Genomic DNA, 13,368 nt, shown 5'->3' with positions numbered 1-13,368 from the left:
GCTGGAATAGCGGGAAAGTGATGGGATGGCTTGATTTTTTTAAGTGCCATCTGAAAAGATGCGTGCAATTCGCTTAAATCGGCAAGGATTATAAGTTGTTTTGATGGAAATAGCGAGGACTATTTAAAATTTTTATTATATTAAGTTTGTCAATTTTGATTCAAAATTCCCAGTCCTGCATGTGATAGAGAGGCCTAAAAAGTGTCTAGTTGTAAACTTGATGTGGCAACCAGGTGGCCAGCTCTGGCCAAAACCAGAGGATGAGAATAACAAACAGTTGAATTAGAATAAAAGGCACAACGCCACGGTAGATCTCACTGGTTTTCACCGATTGAGGGGCGACGCCTCTTAAATAGAAGAGGGCAAATCCAAAGGGTGGGGTGAGGAAAGCGGTTTGTAGGTTGATGGCAATCATAATGCCGAGCCAGATAGGATCCATGCCCCCCATTAGAAGAATGGGTGCCACCACTGGAAGGATCACATAGGTGATTTCAATAAAATCGAGGAAGAAGCCGAGGATAAATATGAGCAGCATTACAATCAGCATCGCAGTGAGCTGTCCGCCGGGCAGTTGCGTTAAAAAGTTTTCAATTAAATCATCTCCACCGAGCCCGCGAAAGACCAGAGAAAAGAACGCAGCCCCAACAAAGATAAAGAAGATCATGCTGGTTACGCTTAAGGTTTCTCGCATCACTGTCTGTAGATTTTTGAGCGTCAACTGTTTTTGGGCAGTCGCTAAGACAATAGCGCCCAAGGCGCCGAGAGAGGCGGACTCCGTGGGGGTGGCATAGCCGGCTAAAATAGAGCCTAATACCAGTAGAATCAGCAGCAGCGGCGGAATTAAGCTTTTGAGAATACGTCCACCAATACCCGGCATTAGGCTCGATCGGTCGGGTGTGGGCAGGCGCTCAGGTTGGCGAATGGCGGTAAAAAGAATATAAGCCATATACAGCACCACCAAAAGGATGCCTGGAATAATGGCGCCAACAAATAGATCGCCCACGGAAAGGGTTTCTGGCGAAAAAATGCCCTGTTTCAGTTGTGCCTGTTGATAGGCATTGGAGAGCACATCGCCTAATAAAATGAGCACAATAGAAGGTGGAATAATTTGACCCAACGTCCCCGAAGCACAAATGGTACCGGTCGCTACTTTGGGGTCATAGCCTTGTTTCAGCATGGTCGGCAGGGCGAGCAAGCCCATGGTGACCACCGTGGCGCCAACAATTCCGGTGCTGGCGGCTAAAAGCGCGCCCACCAAAATCACGGAAATCCCCAAGCCCCCTTTTAACCCATGCATGGCCTCATTCATGGTCACTAAGAGTTGCTCAGCAATTTTGGACTTTTCCAGCATAATGCCCATAAAGACAAACAGCGGCACAGCGACTAAGGTTTCATTGCCCATAATGCTGTAAATTCGATTAGGAATGCTATTGAGAAACGCCATATCGAAGGCGCCTAACTGGACGGCAATGGCTGCAAAAATTAATGAAACCCCCGACAGGGTCATTGCGACCGGAAAGCCAGTCATTAAGGCGGCTAAAACCACAGCAAATAGCACCAGTGCCAACCATTCCATTAGATGGTTGCCTCCTGTTCATTGATTTCGCTGGGGGCCGTCGCGGCTTTCAGTTGCGCTGCCATTTCTGGACGTAACAGCGCGAGGCCTTGATAGACGAGATGGCCTAAAATTTGCAGGATCATTAAGGTCGGCATGACTAAAATTAAAGTTTTTAATAGATAGACATAAGCAAGCCCTGAGGCTTCAGTGGAGCGTTCATGAATTGTCCAGCTGGCGGCGACATAATCCCATCCCACCCAGAGGATAAAACCCATAGTGGGGAGGGCAAAAAATAGATTGCCTAAAAAGTTTACCCACAGCTTTTTACGCTCGGCCATCTGATCATAAAACACATCCACGCGGACATGACGATCTTGATTGTAGGTGTAGCTGATGCCAAGCATAAAAACGGTGGCATGGATGTAAAGCATAGACTCTTGCAAAGCGATGGAGCCGGAATGAAAGCCATAACGCAGCACCACGATCCAGGCTGTCACCAGCACCAATAGGAGCGTCCCCCAGGCGACAAAATGGCCGACGCACCGCTGGAATCGGTGCTGCCAGAGATAAAAGTTGTTCAGAATTTGCATCATCTGTTTATTTTAACATTAATTTATTTTGCATTAATTTACAAACGATTAATGAGATGGATAATGAAGCTGAGCACAATCGAAATGACAATCATGGAAGTGATGGGGATAAAGATCACGCTGTGTTCATTTTTAATGAAAATATCGCCAGGCAATTTCCCAAACCAGCTAAAAAGCTGGGGGAAATAGTTTAAGAGTAATCCCGCTACAATCAGTCCGATGCCAATCCAGATGAGTATTTTGGCCATATTAAGCTCTAATATCAATCGTCTTAGGCTTGATAGGCTTCATGCAGTAAAGCATTGAGCTCATCTACCGGTTCTGCCCAGTCATCATCATTGGCAAGTGCTTCAGTTAAAAGCGCTTTTTGCGCGCAATTCCAAAAAGGGGCCTCTGTGATGTGGGTGTCTGCAGGCAGTGGGTGCTGCGCAATAAATTGTTCAATGGCTTCAGGCGTATTATCTAGACCTAATTGCGCAAATAGGGTTTCTAATGTGGGGGCGTGTGTTTCAAGCATAATGATCCTTTAAAAACATTTTATGGTAGATGGTTTCTATTTTATCGAGTTAGAGAGAGTTTTTTCAAGTGGATAATAAAAAGCGCTGGAATACAGCGCTTTTCAATAAAAATCCACTTTAAAAAATGAATAAATCATGAATCATTAAATTTTGACCCATTGTTCTGGATGTTCAATATAGCTAACGGGCTTGCGACCGCGGCCTGACCAAGTCTGACCCGTGACGGTATTGCGATATTTAGGGGCAACTGATCCAGAAGATTTACGACTTGAACCACAGAATTGATTTGGATCGATTTCAAACGTATTGATTAAACGCTTAATTACTTCAACCACTTTTGCCTGTTCTTCCGCTCTGGCCTGTTCAAGTTCTTGCTTAAGTTGTAAGTATTTTGAGTTGTTAATATACTCATCTTCAATGAGCTGGATGGCATCAATATTTGACATCTTATTTCCCTTTTTTGATGAAATTTATAAGCATACACTCATATTTTAATCGTTTACGAATGTATTTTATAAAAATATTATCTATTGAGTCAATAATTAAAATTAATTGATGATTAATTAGGGAAATAAATGCGTAGATTTGAGCGTGGAGGTGTGTTCATTTTATGTGGAAGAGCACAATCGAATAAGATAGGAATTCGAATTATTTGATGAGAGGTTCCCTTATAATAAGCGTATGAATCAACCACGCTTTTTATGTAAATGACGCTTAAAGCACTTCCTGTTTGTCAGGTGGCCGTACCAGGTCCTTTTTTGCAGCCACTGGACTATCTTGTGCCTGAAGGTCAGCCTCTACCTGTGGTGGGTGGGCGCGTTTGGGTCAAAGTGCGCAATCGCAAGGTGGTGGGGGTGGTGACCGGATTAGACGCCCCCAGTTATGAAGTCAGTAAGCTTAAGCCCATCGAAGAGGGGATTGATCAGGCCCCTATTTTTGATGAATCTCTATTTGAACTGCTCAAGTGGGCAGCGCACTATTATCATGAGCCTATTGGTTATGTGATGCAGACGGCTTTGCCGAAGCGTTTACGTCAGGGGGAAGCTGCAGAAGTCCCCGGCATCACCTCGTGGTCTCTTGCAGAGGATTGGCAAATTAAAGCAGAGGCAGTTTCAAAACGCGCCAAAGTGCAGTGGCAGTTGATTGAGGCCCTTAAACAGGGGGCGGCGCTCACCGCTGCTCAACTCAACCTGCAATTTAAAAATTGGCGTACACCTTTAAAGCGGTTGCAAGCGCTGGGCGTGGTGGAAGAAAGCGTCCAATCTTGCTTTCCAAATGCGTCTCTTTCTGGCAAGGCCTTCTCTTCTAAAAAACATGTGCTCAATGCGGAGCAGCAGCAAGCGGTCGAAACGGTGTTAGCCCGTCCAGGCTTTGCCGCCTATCTGTTAAAAGGGGTGACGGGAAGCGGTAAAACAGAAGCCTATTTAGGAATGATTGAACAGGTGTTGGCGCAAGGCCAGCAGGCATTGGTCTTAATTCCAGAAATTGGCCTGACGCCGCAGACAGTGGCTCGGTTTGAAGCATTTTTGCAGCAGCCGGTGGCGGTGATGCACTCGGGGTTGAGTGATAAAGAGCGCCATGCTGCTTGGCATCAAATTCGCACTGGACAAGTGAAGGTGCTGTTGGGTACGCGTTCAGCGCTGTTTACCCCCTTTCAAAATTTGGGGCTGTGTATTTTGGATGAAGAGCATGATCTCTCCTTTAAGCAGCAGGACGGTTTTCGTTATTCCGCGCGAGACTGTTTAGTCCGGCGTGCGCAATTGGCGCAGGTGCCAGTGGTGTTGGGCAGCGCGACCCCCTCTTTTGAAAGTCTATATAATGTCAAAATCGGTCGCTATCAGCTGCTCACGCTGTCGCAAAGAGCCGCCAATGCACAGATGCCGAGCATGAAATTACTAGATGTCCGTGGGGAACGCATTCATGAAGGGGTGTCGAATGCTTTAAAGCAGGCGATGCGTCAACATTTGGCAGCGGGTCAGCAAGTATTGCTGTTTCTCAATCGTCGGGGGTTTGCGCCGGTGTTGATGTGCGATGATTGTGGATGGCAAGCCAGCTGTCCCAATTGTCAGCACTATATGACTTTTCATCAAGCGGCAAATGAGTGTCGTTGTCATCACTGCGGACATCAGGTTAAGGCGCCCACCCATTGTCCGAGTTGTGACAGCACCGCTTTTGTACATATTGGGCAGGGCACTGAGCGGTTAGAGCATGCACTGCAAACTGAATTTCCAGACGCGCATATTTTGCGCATCGACCGGGATACCACGCGTCATAAAGGGCAGATGGCAGAAAAAACTGCGCTCGCCGTCAAAGGGGAAGCGGATATTTTGATTGGCACTCAGATGTTGGCTAAAGGTCACCATTTCCCCAAAGTGACTTTGGTGGGTATCTTAGACATTGATCAAGGCCTGTTCAGTGCCGATTTTCGTTCTGCAGAAAGAATGGGGCAGTTAATGATCCAGGTGGCGGGGCGTGCAGGGCGAGCGGCGCTACCCGGTGAAGTGTTGATTCAGAGCCGGCAGCCGGAAAATCCGTTATTGCGACAGCTGATTCAACACGGGTATGATGCTTTTGCGGAGACGGGTTTACAACAAAGGCAAGCAGCAGAGCTCCCGCCCTATGCCTATCAGATTTTATTGCGGGCTGAGTCGGTGCACCCGCAAGATGCCTTTAATTTTTTAAACTATGTGAAACAGCAGCTGAACCTTGTTAAAATGCCAGAACTGGCGGCAAAAGATTATGTGGAAGCCTTGGGACCGGTGACGGCGCCGATGGTGCGTCGTCAAGGGCGTTATCGCTATCAACTGCTGTTACAAGCCAGTCAGCGGCGTCTGTTACAAGGCTGGTTTAGCGCCATTGAACCTCTGCTTTACCAAAAGCCGGCTACAGAATTGAGCCGTAAGGTGCGTTGGAGTATTGATGTGGATCCATTAGAGATGTTTTAGGAGGTAGCATGCTGCACTTATTGGTCAAGTTATTTAAAGCCTTAAATGCTAATGCGGCACCCGGGCAGTTAGCCTTATCTTTTGTATTGGGCATGATTTTAGGGTTGACCCCTTTTTGGTCAGCGCAGACGCTGATTATTTTGGCATTGATTTTAGTCTTGCGCATCAATTTGACCGCGTTGTTGGTGGCATGGGGCTTTTTTACCGGTTTAGCCTATCTGTTGGATCCGCTGTTTGACCAAGTGGGCAATTGGGTGTTGCATCTTCCGCAGCTGCAGCCGCTGTTTACTGACTGGTATAACAACGCTTTCTGGCGACTGATGCATTTTAACTATACGATTGTGATGGGTAGCTGGGTGGTGTCCATTGCGTTAGCGCCTTTTGCTTTTATGCTGTTTTTAAAATTGATTCGTCTTTATCGACAGCGCTTTTTGACTTGGGTGAACAAATTTAAGGTGGTCAAAATGCTCAAAGCGGCAGATACGGTCAGCGAATTTGGAGGGCGCGCCTCATGAGTCAGTCAACAAACCCAACAAATCAACGGAAAATCGGTTGGATTCGCTGGTCTGGTGTGGGCATTCTCCTTGGCGTCAGCGTGGCTGTCTTTGCGTTAGGCTATTTTCAAGCGCAAAAATGGGTCAAACAGCAGATTGAGCAGCAGGCTTCTCAAGCTTGGGGCGCGAAAGTAGAGATTGGCAAGGTCAATTTAACGCTTGCGCCTTTAGGCATTGAACTGCAGCAGATTGCGCTAACAGATCCGGATAAACCGATGGAAAATTTATTGGTTTTGGACCGATTGAAGGGTGATTTAAGCTTTTATCATTGGGTCGCGGGTCGAACCGTGATTAATCATGCGCTTGCTCAAGGGCTTGCACTGCATCAACCGAGAAAGGTCAGTGGGGCCTTGCCTAAAAGTAAAACCGCGGTTTCACAGGCCGCAAGTAAGCAAGCTGCTCAATCCCACACAACCTCTAAACCGGAAGCGCTCAAGCATTTAAACGTTGCACTCCCTAAGCCTGAAGAATTACTCAAAAAAGAACCTTTGTTAACGGAGCAACGCGCACAGCAGGTGCAGCAAGATTTGGACACATTGCAGAAAAGCTGGCAGCAGCTGCAACAGACCTTACCGAATGAACAAACCCTAAAATCCTATCAACAGCAGTTTCAGGATTTAACTCAAAATATGCCGCAAGACCTAGTGGGCATTCAGCAACGCCAAATGCAGTTTGAGACTTTAAAAAAACGGGTAGAACAGGATAAGCAGCGGCTGCAACAGGGTAAACAGCAGCTTCAGCAGCAGTTGGCAAAGCTTAAACAAGATATTGCCTTACTTAAGCAGGCGCCAGCCGAAGATTTTCGGCGTTTGCAGGCCAAATACAGTTTGGATAACCAAGGCTTAGCCAACTTAACCGCCCTGTTGTTCGGACCCAAAGTGCAGAGCTGGTTACAAACGGCACAAGATGCCTATCAAAAAGCGCAACCGGTCATCGCTTACTTTAAAGCGAACGAGGCGAAAAAAGCGGAGGCGGAAAAGCAGCGTCAAAGAAGCTTAGGTCATCCTGTGCGTTTTACCGAATATGATCCAGAGCCGAGTTTTATCGTGCATAAGGCGTTGGTCTCTGCAGCTTTAGATCAGGCCAAGTGGATGTTAGAGCTGAAGGATCTGAATTTTGAACATGCCCTCTATGGTAAGCCGACAACGTTTAAAAGTTTTTATCAACCCGAACAGCAACCCACCCCCTTGGTCGCTGCCGGTATGGTGAATCATGTCATGCCGCAACAGCCTCTGGATAAGGTGAGTGCAGAATGGAAGCAATATCATGTACGCAATTGGGTGCTCCTAAAAGAGGACCATATGACGATTGCACTGCCTAAAGCAGAGGCCAGCTTTAATGGCGGTGGGCGGCTATTATTGGATGAAAAAACAGGACAACTCAATCAAGTGCAGGCGAAATTTTTTATAGATTATCGTCAAGTGCAGTTTGATTTAAGTGCGTCTAAAGCCAAAGAGGTCAAACAGTATCTTGCGCCCAGTTTTGCGCAGGTGAATCAATTTCAGGTGAAAGGTGCGGTCAAAGGCGACCTTTGGGCACCTAAAATTGAGATCAGTTCCGATTTAGACCGTCGGCTGTCTAAAGCCTTTAACCTAGCTTTACAAAAGCAGGTGCAAGTGGCGAAGGCGCAACTGAAAGCACAGCTGCAACAACGCGCTCAGGCGCAGCTTGAGCCGGTGAATGCGCAATTGAAAACCTATTTAGGGGCAGAACTCCAACTTGACCAAGAGATGAGCGCACTCCAAAAAATCTTGCAATCTAAATTTGAGCAACGCTTAGAACAAGAGAAACAAAAACTGATGAATCGCGCGAAACGCAAAGTCGAAAAAGCGGTGGATAAGGAAAAGAAAAAGTTGGAAGACCAACTTCAGCAAAACCTAAAAGGCATGTTTAAATTTTAGCCATTTTTAGCCGTAGAACCATCTCGTGCAAAGGTCTCTTCGCTCACTTTTTATGGGCTTGCTGCACAAATTCATCGAGCGTAATTTCATGCACACCGGATTTATTACGATGAGGCCCTTTGAAGGTCTCAGGAGCTGCCCAGGCGTGCCCATGCACCACTTCATAAGTGGCAGGCACGCGACCATCGGCTTGGGCAAACTGCTGATAAGCGGTCAGCATGCGTGTAAAGCGCTGTTTTCCCATTAACCCCTTTTCCCGTCCCCGATGGGCGCTGGTGGCACCAATCGCTTTTAAATCTTTCAGCACTTGAATCGGCTTCTCATAGGTCAGGGTAAAGTGCTCAACATCCATGACCGGCTGTCCAAACCCAGTTCGAATTAAAGCATCCCCAATATCGTGCATATCGATAAAAGTATTTATATGCAAGCTTGGGTCTTTGTCCGGATCCGCATGCTGCCAAGCGCTACGCAGCTCCTTGAGGGTATCGGGGCCAAAGGTGGTAAATAGAATTAGCCCTTCTGGACGCATAATACGGCGAAACTCCCGAAACACCGCATCCAAATCTTCACACCACTGCAGCATTAAATTGCTCACCAGTAGATCGACGCTGCCATCGGCAAAGGGCAGGGCATAAGCATCGGCATTGATCAAGTGGGCAGGGCATCGCGTCCAGTTCAGCGTTTCGCATAAGGCTTTGGGGAGCCAGTTCTGTTTGGGGCGCTGCAGATTTTGTTGCGCTCGCTGCAGCATCGGATAGGCCAAATCTACCGCATAGATTTTGGCTTTAGGATAACGCTGCAGTAATTTGGCGGTTAAAATTCCAGTGCCGGCGCCCATATCCACAATGCGTTGTGGTTGCAGGGTGACCAAATCTAACCGTTCATCCAAGTGTTCCGCGACCGCGCGTTGCAACACCGCCGCTTCATCATAGGCAGGCGCAGCAGCGGCAAAGTGTTGGCGGATATGTTGGCGATTCAAAGAGGTCATAGCAGCGTGCGGATTTATTAGGAGGCGCTTATTGTATAGGAATTCAGTAAAGTTCGCAGAGCCTTTTCCGTCTCTTGTGCGTGGGAAAAAAAGGGCATATGCGCGGCACCTCGAATCACTTCGATAGGCTGATTGGGAATGAAGTCTTCTGTTAATTGCAGCGGAATTAACGGGTCTTTTTCACCAAAAATCCAGCCAACAGGGGGCATTTGTGCCGGCAGGACTGGGGATTTTGGCAAGTTTTCGGATATTTTGAACAGGGCTCGATTGTCTAAATCTTTAAGAATATACAACCCCTGTAACAGACCGGTTAAGGTGGGCGGATTGCGGTGCTTTATTTGCGCTTGAAAGCTTTTCATCCATTTTCGCGCTTCATCTGAGCCTTGAAACTGCAAGCGCCAGAACTGTTTAAGTACGATCGCAGATTCGATGCCGACCGCTTGAATAAAATCTTTCATCAGACTGGGGCTGACAGCAAAGCGCCAATTTTCTGTCTGAACAAATTTCGGCGTGCTGGCCATATTGGTCAGGCTTAAAATGCGTTGTGGGACCTGCGCCGCAATCCGTTGAGAGATTAACCCGCCCAGTGACCAGCCGACCAGATGCGTCTGCTCAGGCAGTACGGGCAAAATCGCCTCTATCCACTGCTGAGCAATCTGCTCGCCATTTTTAGTGTCTAGAGACAAGGCGGGACTTTGACCAAATCCGGGTAAATCGAGTAAATGGACCTGATAGTCTGCACAAAAGGCTTCAGCAAAAGGCAACCAAACACTGCTCTCGGCAGCCCAGCCATGAATAAAAGTTAAAGCCGGTTGTGGCGACTCGGGATTGAGCACAGTGGTGTGAATCATCTGAATGGACCTTAGGGTTCTATATGTCTGCTTGATAGCATAAACTAAAAATCAAAGTTCATCCATTGTAAGCATCTCATTTTGCTGGATGACCGGTTTTAAGGGGCACCTGGCGCTTGTTTTAATTGCATTAAAGCGTCTAATAGGCGTTCGATCTGTTGAGCGGTATGGGCTGCTGACAGGGTGACTCTGAGGCGCGCAGTCCCTTGTGGCACGGTGGGTGGGCGGATGGCGGTGACCCAGAAGCCGGCTTGTTTGAGTTGGTCACTCCAATGGAGTGCGGTTTGACTGTCGCCAAGTAGGATAGGCTGAATCGCCGTTTCGCTGGGCAGCAGGTTGAGTTGCCGCTGTTGGCAGCCGGTTTTAAATTGTTGGATGTTTTGTTGCAGTTGTGCGCGTTCAGCATCTGCGGCTTTTACTAATTTTAAAGCGGTTCTTGCCGCCAGCGCCATCAAGGGACTCATTGCGGTGGTGTAGATATAAGGACGTGCAAATTGAATCAGGGTTTCAATCAGCACTTCGCTGCCGGCGACAAAGGCGCCAGAGACGCCAAAGGCTTTGCCAAGCGTGCCCATGAGGATTGTGTCGTCGTCGATAGGGACTCTAAAGTGGCTGAAACTCCCGCGTCCCTGTTCCCCTAACACCCCTAAACCATGCGCATCATCCACATAGAGCCAACTCTGACTCTGCCGCGCGAGAGCTTGCAGCTTGTCCAGTGGCGCAAGGTCTCCATCCATGCTAAACACGCCATCGGTCGCAATTAAGGTTTGCTGTTGCTCAGACGCTTGTGCGAGCCGTTTGGCCAGGGCGTTCATATCGTTGTGTGGATAGCGTTTAAGGGTTGCAGCGCTGTGCAGGGCGCCATCAATTAAAGAGGCGTGATTGAGTTTATCCGCCAGCAGCAGATCCCCTTTCTGCATCAATGTTTCTAAAACCGCAAGGTTGGCCATATAGCCAGTGGAAAAGAGCAGCACGCGCTCAACCCCCAGCCAGTCGGCAAGTTCATCCTCCAGTAAATGGTGATGTAGATGATGGCCGGTGACCAGATGGGCGGCGCCAGAGCCCACACTGATGGCATCTAAGTTTTCAGCCAGACGACGCTTAATTTCGGGGTGATTGGCCAGCCCAAGATAGTCATTGGACGAAAAATTGACCACCGGCAACCCATTGATTTGCATCGCGGGTTGCTGCGGTGAAAACACTAAGGGGCGGCGGCGATAGAGCGCTTCCTCTTGCCGCTGCTGTAGGCGTGGGGCAAAGCGTTGGGCAAGCGTCTGTTTACCCATATTGCCTTAAGCGGTCAGTTCGGTGATTTGCTCTGCCATCTGTTGGGATTGTCGCTTAGCTTCGGTATTTTCCTGCATGCGGATGCCTAACTTGGCAAACAGCTGTAAGTCGTGGTCCGATTCAGGGTTTTCGGTGGTCAGCAATTTATCGCCATAGAAGATGGAGTTAGCGCCGGCTAAGAAACAGAGCGCTTGCGCTTCATCGGAAAGTGTCATACGACCTGCCGATAAGCGGACATAAGACTTGGGCATGACAATGCGAGCGGTGGCAATGACGCGAATAAACTCAAATGCATCCGTTTTGCCTTTCATATGCGCCAGAGGCGTGCCTTCAATAGGCACCAGCAGATTAATGGGTACTGATTGTGGATGTACGTGCATATTGGCAAAAGTGCGCAGCAGTTCCGCGCGATCGGTATGCTGTTCACCCATGCCAATAATGCCGCCAGAGCAGACATTAATGCCCGCTTTTTGCACGCGATCAATGGTATCGAGTCGATCTTGGTAGTTGCGTGTGGTAATGATTTTAGGGTAGAAGGCTTCAGAAGTGTCGAGGTTGTGGTTGTAATAATCGAGACCCGCTTCTTTGAGTTGTGCGACCTGTTCATCGTCCAGCATGCCTAAGGTGAGGCAGGTTTCCAGTCCAAGCCCTTTCACTACCTTCACCATTTCCAATACTCGCGGGAAATCTTTTTTGGTGGGGTTGCGCCAAGCTGCGCCCATACAGAGACGGGTGGCGCCGCGCTCTTTGGCAGCCAGTGCTTGTTCGAGCACCTCTTGCACTTCCATTATGTGTTCTTTTTCTACATCTGCTTGATTGCGCGCGCTTTGAGAGCAGTAGGCACAGTCTTCAGCACAGCCGCCAGACTTAATGTTTACAAGGGTGCTGGTCTGCACCTCATTGGGGTCAAAATGCATGCGGTGGACCGTCTGTGCCTGAAAGATGAGATCATTAAAAGGCTGGTCCATAATGTCACGAATCTCTTCTACCGTCCAATCATGACGCACTGTACCCAAAGTTGTTTTCATCGTCTGCTCTCAAGTTTGAATTAAACGTTTATTATACCCGCAATGCGGGGATTACGAAATCACCTCTACTTGACCGTGTTGAATTTGCCAAGTCCGGCTGTTATTCGGCTGTAAATTGGGAATGAGGTCGGCATCGGTGGTGGTGATCAGGTGTTGAATCTTGAGTGCTTGTAGCAGTTGGAGCAGTTTTTGTCGATGGTTGGCATCCAGTTCGGCGGGAAGGTCGTCAATGAGCATAATGACACGATTGCCGGTTTGCTGTTGGTGTAGTTGCGCTTGCGCCAGCAGCAGGGCGCAGACAAACAGTTTTTGTTGACCACGTGATAGGGTCTGCATCGCCTCTAAGGGGCCAAAGCGAAAGCGAATATCGGCTCGATGGCTGCCGTATTGGGTGTGACCTTTTTGTTGGTCTTGTAGCAGGTGCTGTTGCATTAGTTGGCCAAGATCTTCAGTGTGTTGTGGCCAGCCAGCGCGATAACTAACGCTGACAGGGGTCTCGAGTTCAGGCATCAGCTGTTGGCAAAAGGTTTGTAAATGCGGGGTCAGCTGCTCTAAATAGATTTGACGCAGTTGGTCAATCTGTAAAGCCGTTTGCACCAAAGGGGCGTCCCACAACTGAATCTGCGCCGCTGGCAGCTGCTGTTTCAGCGCTCGATTGCGCTGTTTAAGAGTGCGTTGATAGCTGCGCCAAAGAGGGAGAAATTCAGCGGTTTGGTAAAAACAGCCCCAATCCATAAATTGGCGTCGCGCCTTAGGCCCTTCTTCGAGCAGGCGATGGCTTTCAGGAGTGAGCAGTTGCAGCGGCAGTTGTTGCGCCAGTTGGCTTTGACTTTGGCACTTCTCACCATTGAGTTTGAGCGTCACTTGCGTGGGGGTGCGTTGCATGCCCAGCTTTTGTAAAACCCCTGTCTGATGGTGGACTTCGCAAAAGAGGGTGAAATGGGGTTGTTGATATTGAATCAGCTGTTTGGGTTGTGAGGTACGAAAGGAGCGACCAGTGGCCAACAGCCACAGCGCCTCAATCAGCGCCGTTTTACCTGCCGCATTATCCCCCACGATGAGATTGAGTCCAGGCGCAAACTCAAGACTGGCTTGTGTGAGATTGCGAAAAGTTTGTAAGTGAAGACGCTGAAGCTGGGACAAGGGAC

General features: G+C 48.5%; 13 protein-coding genes. 3 read left to right on the top strand and 10 right to left on the bottom strand.

Annotated features, from left to right (window positions below):
* Positions 1–205: 205 nt before the first annotated feature.
* From ACYQ05_RS06375 to ACYQ05_RS06355, 5 genes are all read right to left on the bottom strand, one after another.
* Complete coding sequence (locus tag ACYQ05_RS06375; RefSeq protein WP_459819420.1) at positions 206–1,576, bottom strand: TRAP transporter large permease; 1,371 nt, start codon at positions 1,574–1,576, stop codon at positions 206–208.
* Entirely contained in the window at positions 1,576–2,151 is a 576-nt protein-coding gene (locus ACYQ05_RS06370) for a TRAP transporter small permease subunit (protein ID WP_459819419.1), read from the bottom strand. The genes ACYQ05_RS06375 and ACYQ05_RS06370 overlap by 1 nt, the downstream gene beginning before the upstream one ends.
* 35 nt (positions 2,152–2,186) lie before the next feature.
* Positions 2,187–2,396, bottom strand: a complete 210-nt coding sequence (locus ACYQ05_RS06365) for a DUF2905 domain-containing protein (RefSeq protein ID WP_459819418.1) — start codon at positions 2,394–2,396, stop codon at positions 2,187–2,189.
* Positions 2,397–2,419: 23 nt separating this feature from the next.
* Positions 2,420–2,665 carry a DUF2789 domain-containing protein gene (locus ACYQ05_RS06360; RefSeq protein ID WP_459819417.1) on the bottom strand — a complete coding sequence of 82 codons (246 nt, stop codon included), beginning with the start codon at positions 2,663–2,665 and terminating at the stop codon, positions 2,420–2,422.
* Between the two features lie 144 nt (positions 2,666–2,809).
* Complete coding sequence (locus ACYQ05_RS06355) at positions 2,810–3,112, bottom strand: H-NS histone family protein (protein ID WP_459819415.1); 303 nt, start codon at positions 3,110–3,112, stop codon at positions 2,810–2,812.
* A gap of 261 nt (positions 3,113–3,373) precedes the next feature.
* Here ACYQ05_RS06355 and ACYQ05_RS06350 point away from each other — a divergent pair, with 261 nt between their 5' ends.
* The 3 genes from ACYQ05_RS06350 to ACYQ05_RS06340 are packed head-to-tail and all read left to right on the top strand — an operon-like array spanning position 3,374 to position 8,066.
* On the top strand, positions 3,374–5,611 hold the full coding sequence (locus ACYQ05_RS06350) for a primosomal protein N' (protein ID WP_459819413.1): 2,238 nt from the start codon (positions 3,374–3,376) through the stop codon (positions 5,609–5,611).
* Between the two features lie 8 nt (positions 5,612–5,619).
* Positions 5,620–6,126, top strand: coding sequence for a TIGR03546 family protein (locus tag ACYQ05_RS06345; RefSeq protein WP_459819411.1), 507 nt, complete (start codon positions 5,620–5,622; stop codon positions 6,124–6,126).
* Positions 6,123–8,066: a TIGR03545 family protein gene (locus ACYQ05_RS06340; protein ID WP_459819409.1), complete on the top strand. Its 1,944-nt coding sequence runs from the start codon at positions 6,123–6,125 to the stop codon at positions 8,064–8,066. Before ACYQ05_RS06345 ends, ACYQ05_RS06340 begins: the two co-directional genes overlap by 4 nt.
* 43 nt (positions 8,067–8,109) lie before the next feature.
* On the opposite strand, the gene bioC is transcribed toward ACYQ05_RS06340, so the two are convergent.
* The 5 genes from bioC to recF all read right to left on the bottom strand — a co-directional run bounded on the left by bioC (position 8,110) and on the right by recF (position 13,363).
* Positions 8,110–9,054 (bottom strand): malonyl-ACP O-methyltransferase BioC, encoded by a 945-nt coding sequence (gene bioC, locus ACYQ05_RS06335; RefSeq protein WP_459819407.1) that lies wholly within the window; start codon positions 9,052–9,054, stop codon positions 8,110–8,112.
* Between the two features lie 17 nt (positions 9,055–9,071).
* Positions 9,072–9,905: an alpha/beta fold hydrolase gene (locus ACYQ05_RS06330; protein WP_459819405.1), complete on the bottom strand. Its 834-nt coding sequence runs from the start codon at positions 9,903–9,905 to the stop codon at positions 9,072–9,074.
* A 98-nt stretch (positions 9,906–10,003) separates the two neighbouring features.
* Positions 10,004–11,191 carry an 8-amino-7-oxononanoate synthase gene (gene bioF, locus ACYQ05_RS06325; protein ID WP_459819404.1) on the bottom strand — a complete coding sequence of 396 codons (1,188 nt, stop codon included), beginning with the start codon at positions 11,189–11,191 and terminating at the stop codon, positions 10,004–10,006.
* A 6-nt stretch (positions 11,192–11,197) separates the two neighbouring features.
* Complete coding sequence (bioB, locus tag ACYQ05_RS06320) at positions 11,198–12,220, bottom strand: biotin synthase BioB (protein ID WP_459819402.1); 1,023 nt, start codon at positions 12,218–12,220, stop codon at positions 11,198–11,200.
* A gap of 51 nt (positions 12,221–12,271) precedes the next feature.
* Positions 12,272–13,363 carry a DNA replication/repair protein RecF gene (gene recF, locus ACYQ05_RS06315; protein WP_459819400.1) on the bottom strand — a complete coding sequence of 364 codons (1,092 nt, stop codon included), beginning with the start codon at positions 13,361–13,363 and terminating at the stop codon, positions 12,272–12,274.
* Positions 13,364–13,368 lie beyond the last annotated feature (5 nt).

This window comes from Galenea microaerophila, assembly GCF_054657255.1.
The sequence above is the reverse complement of the archived record's forward strand: the minus strand, read 5'-3'. Positions and strand labels throughout refer to the sequence as shown.

Bases quoted from the DNA above. Each gene is read 5' to 3' on its own strand.
- ACYQ05_RS06350 (WP_459819413.1), top strand. From the start codon at position 3,374: ATGACGCTTAAAGCACTTCCTGTTTGTCAGGTGGCCGTACCAGGTCCT.
- ACYQ05_RS06355 (WP_459819415.1), bottom strand. From the start codon at position 3,112: ATGTCAAATATTGATGCCATCCAGCTCATTGAAGATGAGTATATTAAC.
- ACYQ05_RS06375 (WP_459819420.1), bottom strand. From the start codon at position 1,576: ATGGAATGGTTGGCACTGGTGCTATTTGCTGTGGTTTTAGCCGCCTTA.
- bioB (WP_459819402.1), bottom strand. From the start codon at position 12,220: ATGAAAACAACTTTGGGTACAGTGCGTCATGATTGGACGGTAGAAGAG.
- bioC (WP_459819407.1), bottom strand. From the start codon at position 9,054: ATGACCTCTTTGAATCGCCAACATATCCGCCAACACTTTGCCGCTGCT.
- ACYQ05_RS06340 (WP_459819409.1), top strand. From the start codon at position 6,123: ATGAGTCAGTCAACAAACCCAACAAATCAACGGAAAATCGGTTGGATT.
- ACYQ05_RS06330 (WP_459819405.1), bottom strand. From the start codon at position 9,905: ATGATTCACACCACTGTGCTCAATCCCGAGTCGCCACAACCGGCTTTA.
- ACYQ05_RS06365 (WP_459819418.1), bottom strand. From the start codon at position 2,396: ATGGCCAAAATACTCATCTGGATTGGCATCGGACTGATTGTAGCGGGA.
- ACYQ05_RS06345 (WP_459819411.1), top strand. From the start codon at position 5,620: ATGCTGCACTTATTGGTCAAGTTATTTAAAGCCTTAAATGCTAATGCG.
- ACYQ05_RS06370 (WP_459819419.1), bottom strand. From the start codon at position 2,151: ATGATGCAAATTCTGAACAACTTTTATCTCTGGCAGCACCGATTCCAG.
- bioF (WP_459819404.1), bottom strand. From the start codon at position 11,191: ATGGGTAAACAGACGCTTGCCCAACGCTTTGCCCCACGCCTACAGCAG.
- ACYQ05_RS06360 (WP_459819417.1), bottom strand. From the start codon at position 2,665: ATGCTTGAAACACACGCCCCCACATTAGAAACCCTATTTGCGCAATTA.